The sequence below is a fragment of the uncultured Bradyrhizobium sp. genome (assembly GCF_964252615.1).
Classification (GTDB): domain Bacteria; phylum Pseudomonadota; class Alphaproteobacteria; order Rhizobiales; family Xanthobacteraceae; genus Bradyrhizobium.
This window is the reverse complement of sequence record NZ_CAXUNQ010000001.1, coordinates 150299-166277: the sequence shown is the minus strand read 5'-3', so window position 1 is coordinate 166277 and position 15979 is coordinate 150299. Positions and strand designations below refer to the sequence as shown.

Here is a 15979-nt window from a genome sequence, read left to right as displayed (position 1 = left end):
GCTGGGGGCTGCGACATGAAGATCGTCCGTCCGGGCGGCGGATGCCCCCCTGGCGATCATAGTCGATGACCGCCGCGTCGGAAAGCGCGTCCTGATCGCCGCGCCGGCTCGATCTGGAAGATCAGCGCAGCGGCTTTTTCAGAAGCGAGAAGCGGTCGGGATCAAGGCCCATCGATGGCTGCAGCAGCGGCGCTTCGACCATGCGCGCAGCCGGTCGCTCGTTAATGCCGGGTTCGTTTGGCACGTCGCGATGCGAGGTGGCTCCGCGCCAGCGCTCCAACACGGCGCCGACGAAATGCATGTCGTGGCCGGCGCTAGCCGATGGCACGGTCGAAATCGCCGCCTCGCTTCGGGGCAATTGATGCGGAGGGACTTCCTTGAAGCGTAGCCTGGTCGGCAGCGCCACGCCTTCGCCGAACGCAAGAACTTCGCGGGTGCCGAGCGAGGGGATAAACGACAGCAGGTTCGCCGCAGCGTCCGACACGGCCGAGCGCAACAGCGCCTGGTCGCGGTCGTTGGCAAGACGCATCGCAAACAGCGTATTGCACTGGGAAATGATGGTGGCGTCGAGTTCCGCAGGCCGCTGCGTCACGAGCCCAAGATAGACGCCGTATTTGCGGCCTTCCTTGGCAATGCGCGACACCGCCTTGCGGGTCGGACCGAAACCGATGTTGCGGTCGGCGGAAGCGTAGCGATGCGCCTCTTCGCAGACGAACAGCAACGGCGAAACGCCGTCGCTCCACAGGCCGAAATCGAATGCCATCCGGCACAGTACCGAGACCACCGAATCGACAACTTCGGCGGGGAAGCCGGCGAGCTGCATGATGGTCATCGGCCGACCGTTGGCCGGCAGTCGGAACAGATGGCTGATCACTTCCGCCATGGTGTCGCCGCCTACATTGGCGTTGTCGAACATGAACGCATAGCGTGGATCGTTGCGCACCGTCTCGATGCGCGAAATCAGTTTGTGATAGATGATCCGCGACGAGCGATTTTCGAGCTTGCCCATGCGTTCATCGATCAGCGAAATCAGGTCGACCAGACGATAGGGAACGGGCGTATCGGCGGTATACCCGATGCTTTTGGGATCGATCCGCTTCAAGCCCACGCGGTCGGCGTTCTGATATTGGGTGTAGATTCCCTTTGCCATCGGGATGACTTCCGCCAGGATGTCCAGTTCCTCCGGCACGCCGGGGCGGCCGGCGAACAGCACATCGACGATTTCTTCGAAATTGAACAGCCAAAATGGCAGTTTCAGGTTGCGGGGGTTGAGGACAAGGGCCCGGTCGCCGAAGCAACGGCCGTATTCATTGTGGACGTCCAGCAGGAAGATGCGCAGGTTCGGCCGCACCCGCAGAATTTCATTCAGCAGCAGCGAGACGCCGCTCGATTTACCGACGCCGGTGGAGCCGAGTACCGCGAAATGCTTGCTGAGCATTTCCTCGACATCGACATAGGCGATGACGGACTGGTCCTGCTGCAGGGTGCCGACATTAATCTGGTCCGCCCCCGTCGGCGCGTAGACGGTTCGCAGTTCCTGATTGGTGATAAGCTCGACGGCGTCGCCAATGGTCGGGTAGTTTGTGACGCCGCGCTGAAATTTGGGCCGGATCGGGCCGCCAAGAATTTCCCCGAGCAGATCGACGGAAGCGCTGGCGATGTAAATATCCGAGCTAGGCAAATTTTCGCAGGACACTTCCGTGATCATCGCGACGATGGTGGAATTCGAGCAGCGGATGCTGACGAAGCGGCCGACGGTGGCCCGCACTTCGGATGGTGCCATTTGGTTAGATGCCAGCAGACCGACGCGCGCCAGCGATCCGCGGACCGAAATTACGCGCCCGAAAGATGCCGCAGTTGCTGGAATTGACATGTCTGGAATTTCGCGTCGCCGCGCCCTATGTTTTGCCGACTATGCAGGCGGAAATTGGAGAAACTGTTAACCTGCGGCACCGGGAGGGGGTTAATACAGCGACATATTTCGCCTGCCATCGGTTGGCGGGACAATCAGGGCATCACTCGGACCTGACCTGCAATTCGGCATTTAATGTGTTTTGCGGCTACGCAGCAGGTTCGCTTCATCCCTCGTTTACCAACGGGAGAGGATGGGCCCGCCGGTACTTTCCGAGCTGCACGGCGGCCGCGGCACCTGTAATCGACCAGTTCGGATTGGCCGATCGGTATTAGTTTTTGTTTTCAACACGTATTTCTCTTCCGAAACCTGCTGGAAGAGGCTGCGTACCGACAAGCCGGAGTTGCCGCTCCGCTCGCGCCGCGGTCCCGGGCGGACCGCGTTGCAGCCGTCCTGACGACGGTGGTATTGCAACTCGATGTTTGGCACAGCAGTTAAATGCTCCCTGATCACCGGCTGGAGCTTAGGCTCGCCTTCGAATGACCGTCGCAAGCGTCGTGGCATTCACGGTCGCTACGGCACTTGGGCTTCAGCAGGGGTGCTCGAGCGCTCTCACGGCGCTCATTGTGACCCAAACAGGCGCCGGCGGGTCGCTCTGATTGGCCGGCGAGGGCTGCAAGTTTCGATTAGGTGACCGAAGCGATTGCCAACTTCAGGGGAGCGATGGGGAAATGCGAGCCGCCGGTGCGACCGGTCGCGCATGTATTCGGTGTCATCTTCGTTCTGGAACAGCTGCGGATCAATCTCGAAGATCTTGCGAGCCGAACCGCCGAGTCGGCGCGCGCAAATTAATCGGTTTTCCGGCTAGCTCCCTCGCTCTGCTTTCGGATGGCATCCAGCGTCAAGCTTGGCATCAGCGCCTGCGGATCCCACAATGCAGTGCAGGATGGACGGCTTGCCTGAACCAAGCGCGCGCTCGAACGCCGACGCGAAGTCCTTCGTGCGTTCAACGCGCTCGGCGAATCCACCAAAATCTCGTGCCAGCGCGGCGAAGTCCGGATTCTTCAAGCGCGTCGCAGAAACCCGCCGCGGGTGGTGACGTTCCTGATGCATGCGGATGGTGCCATACATGCTGTTGTCGAGCAGCCCGAAGCGCGTTGACCGCGCCTAGGACTAGGGTTGCACCAAAATAAAACACTCCGCGAGCACTGACAGCGCCGGCAACGATGCAAATTCTGTATCGGAGGATATTAATTCTGGTTTGGACCGGGAACGAAGACGCCGTTATGCTTGCTGGAACGGCGGGGCGGAGCGCGCGAGGTCCTTCTCCGACAAACACGCCGTAGTCCGGAGGTGGATTATGGATTTAAGCAGGCGAAACATACTTGGCGCTGCTGGAGCCGCGGTCGCGGCCGGCGTTCTTCCACAAAACGCAGCCGCGCAGTCCTTCGATTTCAAGCCGAACCAGCGCTACCCCGATCCGTCGGTCGAAATCCTCGATCCGAGCTTTGCAAAGTACCGGCTCTACAGCAGCACGGTCGAGCAGCTTGGGACTGGCATGCGGTGGGCGGAGGGGCCGGTATGGTTCGGCGACGGCCGCTACGTTCTGGTCAGCGACATCCCGAACAACCGCATCATGCGCTACGACGAAGCCAGCGGCGCCTGGGGCGTCTTTCGGCATCCATCCAATTTCGCCAACGGCAATGCCCGCGACCGCCAGGGGCGGTTAATAAGCTGCGAACACTTGACCCGTCGCGTGACCCGCACGGAATATGACGGCAAAATCACCGTGCTGGCCGACAGCTTTGACGGCAAGCGTCTCAATTCACCCAACGATATTATCTGCAAGTCGGACGGTTCGATATGGTTTACCGACCCGCCGTTCGGAATCGCCGGCAACTGGGAAGGCGACAAGGCCACACCTGAATTACCTCATGCCGTCTACCGCATCGCGCCGGACGGCAAGCTCGGCCTGGTGACCGCCGAACTCAATGGGCCGAATGGCCTGGCATTCTCGCCGGATGAAAAGAGACTCTTCGTCGTCGAGTCGCGCGCGCAGCCGAACCGAGTCATCTGGGGCTACGATGTCGGTACCGACGGCGCGGCCTTGTCGAACAAGACAAAAGTCGTCGATGCCAACGGGCCCGGTTCGCTCGACGGCTTCAGGATCGACACCGACGGCAACTTTTGGTGTGGCTGGGGCAGCAATGGCTCGCCGTCCGCCAAATCCGACGAACTCGATGGCGTGATGGTCTTCAATCCTCAGGGCAAGACGATCGGTTTCATCCACCTGCCGGAACGCTGCGCCAACTTAACCTTCGGCGGCCCTAAGAAAAATCGTCTGTTCATGGCAAGCTGCCACTCGCTCTATGCGCTTTATGTCGAAGCGCACGGCGCCGTATAAGATCAATAACGTTGGGAACCCTGGCCATGCTGGACGGTCTCTCGGGTAGTGTCATCATCGCGCAAACACCGTTCGATGATCGGGGCTCCGTTGATTTGGCCAGCATCGATACGCTGACCGATTTCTATCTTAAGCATGGCGCAAACGGTTTTGTCGTGCTTGGCGTCAGCGGCGAGGGCGGCAAACTCACGCCGCAGGAAGCGCTCGACGTTTCGTCCCGTTTCATTGCGCGCGCAACCGGCAAGCCCGTTATCGTGGGCGTCAGCAATTCGAGCTCAGCTCAGTTAAAGATGCTCGCGGGCGAAGCAATGGATCGTGGCGCTTCCGGCGTCATGATCGCTCCGCCCTCGGGCATTCGTACCGAAGAGGAACTGTTCGGCTATTTTTCCGCAGTGTTCGAGATGATCGGCGATATACCGGTCGTGCTGCAGGATTTTCCAGGATCGACCGGGGTCTGGATGTCGGTGCCATCCATGTTGCGGCTGATTGAGACTTTCCGCCAGATCAAGGTCGTTAAGGAAGAGGACATTCCGAGTCTCGAAAAAATCAGCAAGCTCCGAGCCGGCCAGGGGCGCCGCGTGACGATTATGACCGGCAACAACGGCCTCTATCTGCCGTATGAGATGGCGCGTGGAATTGACGGTCCGATGGCGGGTTTTTCCCACCCTGAAATGCTTTCTAGCGTTTATCGGCTCCATACCGAGGGGCAGATCGAGGCCGCTCATGACCTTTTCGGCCATTACCTGCCGTTGCTCGATTATGAAGCGCAGGGTTTTTGGGGCGTTGCCGCCCGCAAGGAAGTCATGCGCAGGCGTGGTGCGATCCGGCACGCGACCATGCGGCGGCCCGGACCATCTTTAAGCGGTCAACACCTGGCTGAGATCGACCTCCTTCTTCGCCGGCTCGACCGCGCCTTGACCGCATCCGCATAGTATCCTGCGCCGTATCGGCGTAGCGAAACGCAGGTGGGTTTCATTTCTCGCCATTTGGTTCGTGCGACGGTGTGCTGGTGTTCGTCGGAACATGCGGTCATACGTCAATCCACTTTCTGTATCGACCAATGCCGATTCTGGCTTGGACCTGTAACAATCGCTCCAATAGGTTAGGCTAAACGGCGAGTGCGCTTGCTGGACTAATTTGATCTAGGGAGACGTAAATGACGTCGATTGAACCAAAATTGCGTAAGGCGCTTACAGGTATTTCCGGGATTCTGGTCACGCCCTTTGACGCGCAAGATAAAATTGCTCCCGCTAGGCTCACGCCGATCGTCGACCGCGCGATTAGCGCCGGCGTTCATATTCTGGTCGCCAACGGCAACACCGGGGAATTCTATGGCTTGACCACGGTGGAAGCCGAGAAAATGGTGCATTCGGTCGCGGAGCAGATTGCCGGCCGTGTTCCTCTGCTGGCCGGCGTTGGCCGCGGCATCAATGACGCCTGCAAGCTTGCGCGTGCGTCGAAAACTGCCGGGGCGACCGCATTGATGGTGCATCAACCGCCCGATCCGTTCGTTTCGCCGCGCGGCGTCATAGCCTATGTGCAGCGGATCGCCGAAGCCGGGGATGGCCTTCCGCTCATGCTTTATCTGCGCAACGACGGGATCGGCCTCGATGCGATCGAACAATTATGCAAGGTCCCGGGCGTTGCGGGCGTCAAATGGGCTTCGCCTACGCCGTTGCGCCTTGCCGAAGCGATCCGCCGCGGCGATCCCGACATTGTCTGGGTCGGCGGATTGGCAGAAACTTGGGCGCCGCCGCTGTGTGCTGTCGGTGCACGCGGCTTCACATCGGGACTGATCAACGTCTGGCCGGAGCATTCGGTCGCCATCCATGCCGCGCTTGAGGCGGGCGATTACGTGCGTGCCAGGCAGTTGATCGACGTGATGTCCGGCTTCGAAGAAATTCGCGCCGAGGAACAGAACGGCACGAACGTGACCGCGGTCAAGGCCGCGCTGCAGCTTATGGGAGACGATTGCGGACCGACCCGTCCGCCGTCCGCCTGGCCGTTGACGGAAAAGCAGATGACGGAACTCAAGCGTCTGCTGACGTCCTGGTCCTTGATCTCGCCGCGGGCTAAATCCAAAGCGACCGGTTAAATCCGTCACAACGAGCGTCGGTTAGTCGGAGTCATTTTGACCGCGCGGCTGGTGCGCTCGAACAAGCTGACGCCTAGCTCATGCTCCAGGAGCTGAATCTGACGACTGAGCGGCGGTTGCGTCATATTCATGCGTTGAGCCGCCCGCCCGAAATGCAGATCCTCCGCGACGGCAAGGAAACATCGCAACTGACTGAACTCGAACATTGATGCTACTTCTGCATTGGTTGATGCCGACTCTATCTTAGACCTGCAATGATGCCTCCCGTAAAGTCCAGGCGCAACGGCGACAGCGCCGGCAAGGAGCCGAGAGAGGAAACGCCGCGATGCAATTAACTGGTGACATGCTTATCGGCGGTGCTGCAGTGCGGGGAAAGGGTGGCCAGATGCGCGCGGTCAATCCGTCAAACGGCAGTAATCTTGACCCATCATTTGCGGGCGGCACGTTATTCGACGTCGATCACGCCTGCGAATTGGCCTGGGCAGCGTTCGATGCATTCCGTGAGACCGGCCTGGAGGTGCGCGCGGGGTTTCTTGAGAGTATCGCCGAACAGCTTCTGGCATTGGGCGACTCGTTGATCGAGCGCGCCTGCGCCGAGACCGGACTGCCGAGAGGCCGTATCGAAGGCGAGCGCGGACGGACGGTGGGCCAGCTTCGCCTTTTTGCGGAGGTGGTACGTGACGGCGGGTGGATAGAGGCAAGAATTGACCCTGCCCAACCTTCGCGTACGCCGATGCCTCGCTCGGATTTGCGCCAGCGGCATATCGGTATCGGGTCCCGTCGCCGTGTTCGGCGCCAGCAACTTTCCGCTCGCTTTTTCCGTGGCCGGCGGCGATACGGTTTCGGCGCTCGCGGCAGGTTGTCCCGTGGTGGCAAAAGCGCATCCCGCACACCTCGGCACGTCCGAGTTGGCTGGACGGGCTATTCAGGCCGCTGTTGCGGCCTGCGGATTACCGGCCGGGGTGTTCTCTCTGCTTGTCGATGCGGGATATGAAGTCGGCGGCGCGCTCGTTGCAGATCCGCGCATCAAGGCGGTGGGCTTTACCGGCTCCCGTCGCGCCGGTCTTGCGCTTGTCCATATCGCGGCAAACCGGCCGGAGCCAATTCCGGTCTATGCGGAGATGAGCAGCATCAATCCTGTGTTCTTGTTGCCCGCGGCACTTGCATCGCGCGGCGCCGCGATAGGCAAGGGTTTTGCCGGATCGCTCTCGATGGGAGCAGGGCAATTCTGTACCAACCCGGGATTGGTGTGCGCCGTGGAAGGTCCAGGACTAAACGACTTCCTGAACGCTGCAGCGGCGGCGCTGGGCGTTACGCCGGCCGCGACGATGCTCACGGCCGGCATACATAACGCCTACCGGGAGGGTGTGACAAAGCTTGCCGCCAGCCCATGCTTGACGGAGATCGCCCGTGGCGTTGAACCGCGTAATGGCTCGTTCGAGGGTCAGGCGGTTCTATTCGCGACCGACGCTCGGGGATTCAAGTCCGACCCTGCAGTGCAAGAGGAGGTTTTCGGCTCTTCCTCCGTCATCGTTCGCTGTCCCGATGTTGCAACGATGCGCAGCCTGATCGAAGATATGGAAGGACAGCTCACCGCGACGCTGCACCTCGACGATCCCGCCGACATAGAGGCTGCGCGCACCCTAAGGCCTGTATTGGAGCGCCGGGTTGGACGTGTGCTGGTCAACGGCTGGCCGACGGGCGTCGAAGTTGGCCATGCAATGGTGCACGGCGGACCGTATCCGTCCACCAGCGACAGTCGCACTACTTCGGTCGGCAGTCTTGCCATCCGGCGATTTCTGCGTCCTGTTTGCTACCAGGACTTGCCCGCCGCCTTGCTGCCGGAGGCTTTGCGCGATGATAATCCGCTTGACCTGTGGCGCCGCATCGACGGGGTGCCCGGGTCTACATGATCAATGCTGCATTCGCATTGATCGATACTGAATTCGATTTGGACCGTTAACGATCCAACGCGTATCTCAAGTCCCAGGGCGGCGGCGCGATCGCCCGGGAAAACCGGAGGACGACGCCTATGCCCCAGAACCCGGAACATCGCAAGACAGCGGCCGAACTGCGCAGTGCGCGCTGGTTTGCGCCGGATGATTTAAGGGCGTTCGGGCATCGCTCCCGCGCGATGCAGATGGGCTACGCCCCGGAGGAGTGGGCAGGGCGTCCCGTCATAGCGATATTAAACACCTGGTCCGACGCGCAGCCTTGCCACATGCATTTCAAGACCCGGGTTGACGACGTCAAGCGCGGCATCCTCTTGGCCGGCGGATTTCCGATGGAATTGCCGGCACTGTCGCTGTCGGAATCGTTTTTGAAGCCGACCACAATGCTCTACCGCAACCTGCTGGCGATGGATGCCGAAGAGCTTTTGCGCGGGCATCCGGTGGACGGCGTTGTGTTGATGGGCGGTTGCGACAAGACCACGCCGGCACTGCTCTTGGGCGCCACCAGCATGAATATTCCGGCGATCTATCTTCCCGCCGGGCCGATGCTGCGCGGCAACTGGAAAGGCAAAACGCTGGGTTCAGGTTCCGATGCCTGGAAATACTGGGACGAGCGCCGGGCGGGCAAAATCTCCGACAAAGACTGGGTCGACGTCGAAGCCGGCATCGCCCGCAGCTACGGCACCTGCATGACCATGGGTACGGCGAGCACCATGACTGCGATTGCCGAATCCATCGGCATGACTTTGCCGGGCGCATCGTCGATCCCCGCGGCAGACGCGGGCCATATCCGCATGGCCTCGGAATCCGGACGCCGCATCGTCGCGATGGTATGGGAAGACCTGACGCCGCAGAAAATCCAGACCCGAAAGGCATTCGAGAACGCCATTACCGTGGCAATGGCGATGGGCTGTTCAACCAATGCGATTATCCATCTGATTGCGCAGGCGCGCCGCGCCGGTCAGGACATCGGTCTTGACGACTTCGAAATCGCCAGCCGCAAGGTACCTGTGATCGCCAATGTGCGGCCATCGGGCGACAAATACCTGATGGAAGATTTTTTCTACGCCGGCGGACTGCCGGGCCTGATGACGCGGATCAAGGATCACCTGCATCTCGATTGCGTCACCGTGACCGGCAAGACTCTCGGCGAGAACATCACCGGCGCGGAGGTCTACAATGACGATGTAATCCGAACGATGAAGGACCCGATCTACGCCGAAGGCGCGCTGGCGGTGCTGAAGGGAAATCTTGCGCCGGACGGCTGTGTCATAAAACCCAGCGCATGCGAGCAACGTTTTCTCAAACACAGTGGTCCCGCGCTCGTGTTCGACGATTATCCGTCGATGAAAAAGGCGATCGACGATCCCGACATCGATGTCACCGCCGACCACGTGCTGATTTTGCGCAACGCCGGACCTCAAGGAGGCCCGGGCATGCCGGAATGGGGCATGCTGCCGATCCCGACAAAACTGGTGAAGCAGGGCGTCCGCGACATGGTACGATTGAGCGACGCGCGCATGAGCGGCACCAGTTACGGCGCCTGCATCCTGCACGTCTCCCCCGAATCCTATATCGGCGGACCGCTGGCGCTGGTGCAGAACGGAGACCAGATTACGCTGGACGTCGCGGCGCGCACCATCAATCTCGATGTGCCGGAAGCGGAGCTTGCCCGACGCCGCGCCGAATGGAAGCAGCCCGAAACCCGGTTCGAGCGCGGCTACGGCTGGATGTTCACGCGCCATATTCAGCAGGCAAATGAAGGCTGCGATTTTGATTTTCTGAAAACTAGCTTCGGCGCACCGGTCAAAGAACCTGCGATCTATTGATCAAGAAGGAAGAATTCCATGGCCCTGAACTCGGAAACCCGGGACAAGTTGAAGCGCGTTAGCACGCCGACGCTGGCAACCGCGTTGTACAAGCGGGGTCTGCGCCAGCAATTCATCCAGAACGTTCATCCCTTAAGTCCGTTGCAGGAAAGCATGGTCGGGGAAGCCTTCACGCTTCGCTACATGCCGGCGCGCGAAGATCTCAATCCGTTGGCTGCTTTCCGCGATCGCGGCCATCCGCAACGCAAGGCAGTCGAGGAATGTCCGCCCGGTGCAGTCTTCGTGATTGACAGCCGGAAGGATGCACGTGCGGCATCGGCGGGCGGCATCCTGATCACGCGCTTGATGGTGCGTGGCGTGGCCGGCGTCGTGACCGACGGCGGTTTCCGCGACTCGGCGGAAATTGCCGCTCTCGGTTTCCCGGCGTTTCACAGCCGGCCCAGCGCACCGACAAATCTTACGCTGCATCAGGCGATCGAGATCAACGGCCCGATCGGGTGCGGCGACGCGCCGGTGTTTCCTGGCGATGTGGTGGTAGGGGACGCCGATGGTGTCATCATTCTTCCAGCGGGGCTCGCCGACGAGCTCGCCGACGAGACCATCGAGATGACGGCATTCGAGGATTTTGTCACCGAGCAAGTCCGGGGCGGCCGCTCGATCCTGGGTTTATATCCGGCGACCGATGATCAGACGTTGACCGACTTTGCGGCCTGGCGAAAAAAACAAGACCGGTGATGAGCTTCCAACGCGGCAAGTTCACCGGTCGAATGGTCCTGCCAGCGACTGCGCGGTAACGCCCATAGGGGCGAATGGAACGGGAGGATCGTATGACGAAGAACATAAGCGAGGTTGAGCGCCGAACGATCCGCCGGGTCGCGTGGCGGCTGTTGCCGCTCATCGTCATTATCTACCTCGTAGCGTATATCGACCGAACGAACGTAAGTTTTGCCGCGACGGGAGGGATGTCGAATGCCCTGGGACTGGATGCCAAGGACTACGGCTTTGGCGCCGGCATCTTCTTTCTCGGCTACTTCCTGTTCGAGGTTCCGAGCAACCTCTTTCTCGAGGAAATAGGCGCGCGGCGATGGATCGCCCGCATCATGATCACGTGGGGATTGATGGCGGGAGCAATGGCTTTCGCCCAGGGACCGACAAGCTTCGTCATCATGCGCTTTTTTCTTGGGGTGGCGGAGGCGGGATTCTTCCCCGGCGTCATTCTCTACTTCACCTATTGGTTTCCGAAGACGTACCGGAGTCGCGTTCTTTCGACCTTGTATCTTGCCGTTCCAGTCGCGAATGCCGTGACCGCCGCGATCTCAGGCGCGCTTCTTGGCCTTGACGGCGCGTTGGGCATCGCCGGTTGGCAGTGGCTCTATCTCGTCGAGGCGGCGCCGGCGGTTCTGCTCGGGTTTGTCGTACTTCGCTATCTGACCGACCGTCCCGAAATTGCCAACTGGTTGAAGCCCGATGAAAAGACCTGGCTAAGCTCCACGATCGAAGCTGAACGGCAAACGCTCCTGAGCAGGCAAAGCAGGCACATGACGCTGTGGCGCACCTTTACCGATTTGCGCGTGTTGTCGTTGGCCATGATGTATTTCACTATCGTGTCCGCGACATATGGAATCACATTTTTTCTGCCGCAGATCGTCAAGGGGTTGGGAGGAAGCGACGTTCGAACCGGACTTCTGACGGCCGCCCCTTACCTTGTCGGTACAGTCGGATTGCTGGTCTGGAGCTGGTCGTCCGACAAGACCAAGGAGCGCAAGTGGCACTATATCATCGCTTGCCTGCTCGGAGCTGCGGGCCTTGCCACTGCCGGTTACTACGGGAGTACGCTGACTGCTCTTGTCGCCGTGGCTATCGCTACCATCGGCCTCTATGGCTGCAAGGCGCCGTTCTGGACCATGCCGAGCGAATTCTTGACTGGCACCGCCGCGGCGGGCGGCATCGCCATGATCAACTCGGTCGGGAATCTCGGCGGATTCGTCGGCCCGTTCGTGGTCGGGTGGATCAAGGACTCGACCGGCGGCTTTGCCAATGCACTTTATTTTCTGGCAGCATGCGCAGTTATCTCGGGCATCCTTGCGTTTATGACCGCACCGTCGCGCAAAACGGCGGCAGCCGATGTAATGTCAGGAGTGACGCGGGTCAGCACGTGAGCGATTGATCGGCGTACAAATGCGGCGGCGGTGCAAGATGACATGCCGCATATTTCATATCGGATGCGTGCTGTGTCGCGCCCGTCGGTCGCGTTAGCGCTGGCATCAGGAATACCACGCCAGTTTAACGCGGCCGCTGCCTGCGCAGTCAATCGGCTGGACAGAAGCGACCTCTTAGTGCGACGACTTGTCATTTGGTAAAGAGAGACCGGGGAGAGGAAAGATGCCCAAAGGGTCAGATTTGCTGGTAGCCGCTCTCGAAAATGAAGGCGTCGACCGCATTTTCGGAGTGCCCGGCGAGGAGAATCTGGATGTGGTCGAGAGTTTGCGAAGCTCGTCGATCAAATTGATCCTGACCCGTCACGAGCAGGGCGCGGCCTTCATGGCGGCGACCTACGGCCGCCTGACCGGCAAGCCCGGCGTGTGCATTACAACGCTGGGCCCGGGGGCGCTCAACCTGACGACCGGAGCGGCCTATGCGTTGCTAGGTGCCATGCCCGTAATCATGCTCACCGGGCAAAAGGGCATCATGAGCAGCCGCCAGGCAAAATTCCAGATCGTCGATGTTGTGAGTGCATTCAAACCGCTCACCAAGCTCTCCCTTCAGATCGTCAGTACCAGCAGCATTCCAACCCTGGTGCGCGACGCATTCCGGATCGCCATGGAAGAGCGGCCGGGTCCCGTTCTGCTTGAATTGCCTGAGGATGTCGCCGGGGAGGAGGCCGAATCGATAGCGATGGTGCCGCAACATCCGATTGAGATCCCGGTGGCTCATCGAGCCTCACTGGATCGTGCCGCCGAAATGATCCTTAAGGCAAAGAGGCCGTTGATCATGCTGGGCGCTGCGGCTTCCCGTCCGCGAAGCACGGCGGGAATCGGAGGGTTTGTCAGGCGTACCCAGATTCCGTTTTTCACGACCCAGATGGGGAAAGGAACGGTGCCCGGCGGAAGCAAGCTCTATATGGGAACTGCCGCGCTGAGCGAGCGCGACTACGTTCACGAAGCGGTCGATCGTGCCGATCTGATCATTGCCATCGGCCACGACACGATCGAGAAACCGCCGTTCATCATGGGCCCGAAAGGCCCGCAAGTGATCCATGTCAGCTACACGCCTGCCAATGTGGAGAGAGTTTACTTTCCGCAGTGTGAAGTCGTGGGCGATGTCGGGCCCAGCCTTGAACTGCTTGCCGACCGCGTCGAGGGCCGGCTGCACAATGCCGGCGCTTTGTTGAGTCTCCGCGAAAACATTTTGAGCCGCATCGCCGACCGCGCCACCGAAGAACGCTGGCCACCCACCCCCCAACGCATCGTGCACGATGTAAGAAAGGTCATCCCGGAGGACGGCATCGTCGCTCTGGACAACGGTATGTACAAGATCTGGTTCGCACGAAACTATCGAACCTACGTGGCGAACACGCTGCTGCTTGATAACGCATTGGCGACCATGGGTGCCGGGCTGCCGTCCGCGATGATGGCCGCGATGCTCAACCCCGAACGCCGGGTGCTCGCCGTCTGCGGCGACGGCGGCTTCATGATGAATTCGCAGGAAATGGAAACCGCGGTTCGCCTGAAATTGAATCTCGTCGTGCTGATCCTTGAAGACTCCGCTTACGGGATGATCCGGTGGAAGCAGGCAGTGGATCATTTCCCGGATTTCGGCCTGACATTTGGAAATCCGGACTTCGTTAAATATGCCGAGAGTTATGGTGCGAAAGGCTCACGGGTCGAACGTACCGATGACCTGCTCCCGACGCTCAAGCGCGCGTTCAAGGGCGGCGGGGTTCACCTCGTCGTCGTTCCCATCGATTACAGCGAAAACATGCGTGTTCTGATCGACGAGCTTCGCGAAAAACTGAAACAGGTCGATGACCCGGTGGTGTGAATAACCGCCGTGCCGGACGGCGATTCCTACCCGATCACAGGAGAGTGCGATGACTGATAAAATCAGCGAGCAAACCGAAAAGATGCGCGAAATGGCGCAGACCACGCTTGATAAGGCGAAAGACGCGGTTTCGAAATACATGACTGAATCGCAAAAGATCCGCGATAAAGCCGACTCCGGCGTTCGGGCGACGTATTCCAGCGTCAAGGAAATGAACGAAAAAGCGGCGGCGTACGCGGAAGCAAACATAGCCGCGGGTTTCGAACTTGCACAACGGCTGTTGCATGCGAAAGATCCGCAGGAAATAGGCGCCGTCTATCAAAACCACCTGAAAGAACAGATGGAAAAGATGGCGGAGCAGTTTCGGGAACTCGGGAGTCTGATCAGCAAGCCGCCGCCGGTCGATCTGAACAAGTAATACCGCACGCGATAGTCCGTGCCATCCGCGTCGACTGCACCAGGACGGCGGTTGAAGCCGGTCGACGTGGTGACCGACGATTTTGCAGCCGCGTTTGTGTTTGTTACGGCATCAGATCAGGAGACAAAGATGAAAGCTTTTACATTCCAGGCGCCGCCGAACATTCTGTTCGAGGCCGGGGCGTCGCGGAAATTGGCGGAACTGGTGGCGGGTTATGGAGTCACGCGGGTTTTGCTGGTTACCGATAAGGGCGTACGCAACGCGGGATTGACCGGGAATGCCGAGAAGGACTTCGTCGACGGTGGCTGTGAGTTGACGGTGTTTGAGGATGTCGAAGCCGATCCGCCGTCTCATGTGATCGAGCGGGCCGTTGCGCTTTGTCGCGACAAGAATATCGGGCTTGTTGCCTCGATCGGCGGCGGCAGCGCGCTGGACACCGCGAAGCTCGTGGCTTATCTCGCCAGATCCCCTGATCGGCTCGACGATATCTATGGTGTGGGCCTCGCCAAGGGAGAACGGCTGCCGCTGCTTCTGGTGCCGACCACGGCGGGCACCGGTTCGGAGGTAACTCCGATCGCCATCGTCACGACGCCGACAACCGAAAAGAAGGGGGTTGTTTCGCCGCGGCTGTTGCCGGATTGGGCGATTCTCGATCCGGAATTGACCTTGGGCTTGCCAGCCCACGTCACGGCGGCCACCGGCATCGATGCCATGGTGCATGCGATCGAAGCCTATACGAGCCGGCACAAGAAAAATCCGATGTCGGATCAACTGGCGCGGCAGGCGCTCGCTTTGTTATCGGCAAATGTGAGAACGGTCTGCACGGACGGGTCAAACCTGGAAGCGCGTTCGCAGATGTTGCTGGGCTCCATGCTGGCAGGCATGGCCTTTGCCAATTCGCCGGTAGCTGCGGTTCATGCGCTGGCGTATCCGATCGGCGCGATCTTCCATGTGCCCCACGGCCTGTCGAACGCGCTGGTCCTGACCCAGGTACTGCGCTTCAATCTGCCGGAAGCCGAATCGCTTTATGCTGAACTGGCGCCGATCCTCGATCCCAAGACGGAAGGCATGTCGGTCGGCCAAAAGGCGCGGCTTTTCGTCGATGCCATCGCGGCGATCTGCAGGGATTGCAAGGTGCCGGCGTCGCTTGCGGATGTCGGCATAGGCTCCGGTGACCTGAAAAAACTTGCCGAGGACGCAATGAAACAGACCCGGTTACTCGTCAACAATCCACGAGAAGTCACCTTCGACGACGCGCTGGCGATTTACACGGAAGCATTTGGAAACAGGGCGGCAGCCTGATGAAACCACCCAGGCGTTCGCGGCGAGGAACGAGATGAGCGACACGTCCGAACCAGAGGCGGCTCCTTCGCCGGACGAGGCGGTGG

The 15979-nt window shown here is 60.1% G+C and carries 10 protein-coding genes and 3 pseudogenes; 10 read left to right on the top strand and 3 right to left on the bottom strand.

Translation table 11 applies throughout. From position 1 onward, the window contains the following. Positions 1-121 precede the first annotated feature (121 nt). Positions 122-1873, bottom strand: coding sequence for an ATP-binding protein (locus ACFE72_RS00755; protein WP_375411128.1), 1752 nt, complete (start codon positions 1871-1873; stop codon positions 122-124). 827 nt (positions 1874-2700) lie between these two features. Then, a pseudogene (locus ACFE72_RS00750) lies at positions 2701-2998 on the bottom strand (thiamine pyrophosphate-dependent enzyme); the annotation flags it as partial. 214 nt (positions 2999-3212) lie between these two features. On the opposite strand from ACFE72_RS00750, the gene ACFE72_RS00745 reads away from it, so the two are divergent. The 3 genes from ACFE72_RS00745 to ACFE72_RS00735 all read left to right on the top strand — a co-directional run bounded on the left by ACFE72_RS00745 (position 3213) and on the right by ACFE72_RS00735 (position 6351). Next, complete coding sequence (locus tag ACFE72_RS00745) at positions 3213-4256, top strand: SMP-30/gluconolactonase/LRE family protein (protein WP_375411236.1); 1044 nt, start codon at positions 3213-3215, stop codon at positions 4254-4256. A 26-nt stretch (positions 4257-4282) separates the two neighbouring features. Continuing rightward, positions 4283-5188: a dihydrodipicolinate synthase family protein gene (locus ACFE72_RS00740; RefSeq protein WP_375411127.1), complete on the top strand. Its 906-nt coding sequence runs from the start codon at positions 4283-4285 to the stop codon at positions 5186-5188. 224 nt (positions 5189-5412) lie between these two features. Continuing rightward, entirely contained in the window at positions 5413-6351 is a 939-nt protein-coding gene (locus ACFE72_RS00735; protein ID WP_375411126.1) for a dihydrodipicolinate synthase family protein, read from the top strand. An 8-nt stretch (positions 6352-6359) separates the two neighbouring features. On the opposite strand, the pseudogene ACFE72_RS00730 reads toward ACFE72_RS00735, so the two are convergent. After that, positions 6360-6557, bottom strand: a pseudogene (locus tag ACFE72_RS00730) (LysR family transcriptional regulator); the annotation flags it as partial. Positions 6558-6676: 119 nt separating this feature from the next. Between ACFE72_RS00730 and ACFE72_RS00725 the strand changes: the two are divergent. The 7 genes and pseudogenes from ACFE72_RS00725 (at position 6677) to ACFE72_RS00695 (ending at position 15893) form a co-directional block, all read left to right on the top strand. Beyond that, positions 6677-8264 (top strand): annotated as a pseudogene (locus ACFE72_RS00725) (aldehyde dehydrogenase (NADP(+))). 119 nt (positions 8265-8383) lie between these two features. Beyond that, positions 8384-10132 carry an L-arabinonate dehydratase gene (gene araD / locus ACFE72_RS00720; protein ID WP_375411125.1) on the top strand — a complete coding sequence of 583 codons (1749 nt, stop codon included), beginning with the start codon at positions 8384-8386 and terminating at the stop codon, positions 10130-10132. 18 nt (positions 10133-10150) lie between these two features. Next, entirely contained in the window at positions 10151-10867 is a 717-nt protein-coding gene (locus tag ACFE72_RS00715) for a ribonuclease activity regulator RraA (RefSeq protein WP_375411124.1), read from the top strand. A gap of 92 nt (positions 10868-10959) precedes the next feature. Beyond that, positions 10960-12291: an MFS transporter gene (locus ACFE72_RS00710; RefSeq protein WP_375411123.1), complete on the top strand. Its 1332-nt coding sequence runs from the start codon at positions 10960-10962 to the stop codon at positions 12289-12291. Between the two features lie 223 nt (positions 12292-12514). Next, positions 12515-14173 carry an acetolactate synthase large subunit gene (locus ACFE72_RS00705; protein ID WP_375411235.1) on the top strand — a complete coding sequence of 553 codons (1659 nt, stop codon included), beginning with the start codon at positions 12515-12517 and terminating at the stop codon, positions 14171-14173. Positions 14174-14264: 91 nt separating this feature from the next. Beyond that, positions 14265-14591 carry a phasin family protein gene (locus tag ACFE72_RS00700; RefSeq protein WP_375411122.1) on the top strand — a complete coding sequence of 109 codons (327 nt, stop codon included), beginning with the start codon at positions 14265-14267 and terminating at the stop codon, positions 14589-14591. A 129-nt stretch (positions 14592-14720) separates the two neighbouring features. Then, complete coding sequence (locus tag ACFE72_RS00695; protein ID WP_375411121.1) at positions 14721-15893, top strand: iron-containing alcohol dehydrogenase; 1173 nt, start codon at positions 14721-14723, stop codon at positions 15891-15893. The last annotated feature ends 86 nt before the right edge of the window (positions 15894-15979 follow it).

Excerpts from the sequence above, each read along its gene's own strand:
- ACFE72_RS00755 (WP_375411128.1), bottom strand. The coding sequence starts at position 1,873 with ATGTCAATTCCAGCAACTGCGGCATCTTTCGGGCGCGTAATTTCGGTC.
- ACFE72_RS00745 (WP_375411236.1), top strand. The coding sequence starts at position 3,213 with ATGGATTTAAGCAGGCGAAACATACTTGGCGCTGCTGGAGCCGCGGTC.
- ACFE72_RS00740 (WP_375411127.1), top strand. The coding sequence starts at position 4,283 with ATGCTGGACGGTCTCTCGGGTAGTGTCATCATCGCGCAAACACCGTTC.
- ACFE72_RS00735 (WP_375411126.1), top strand. The coding sequence starts at position 5,413 with ATGACGTCGATTGAACCAAAATTGCGTAAGGCGCTTACAGGTATTTCC.
- araD (WP_375411125.1), top strand. The coding sequence starts at position 8,384 with ATGCCCCAGAACCCGGAACATCGCAAGACAGCGGCCGAACTGCGCAGT.
- ACFE72_RS00715 (WP_375411124.1), top strand. The coding sequence starts at position 10,151 with ATGGCCCTGAACTCGGAAACCCGGGACAAGTTGAAGCGCGTTAGCACG.
- ACFE72_RS00710 (WP_375411123.1), top strand. The coding sequence starts at position 10,960 with ATGACGAAGAACATAAGCGAGGTTGAGCGCCGAACGATCCGCCGGGTC.
- ACFE72_RS00705 (WP_375411235.1), top strand. The coding sequence starts at position 12,515 with ATGCCCAAAGGGTCAGATTTGCTGGTAGCCGCTCTCGAAAATGAAGGC.
- ACFE72_RS00700 (WP_375411122.1), top strand. The coding sequence starts at position 14,265 with ATGGCGCAGACCACGCTTGATAAGGCGAAAGACGCGGTTTCGAAATAC.
- ACFE72_RS00695 (WP_375411121.1), top strand. The coding sequence starts at position 14,721 with ATGAAAGCTTTTACATTCCAGGCGCCGCCGAACATTCTGTTCGAGGCC.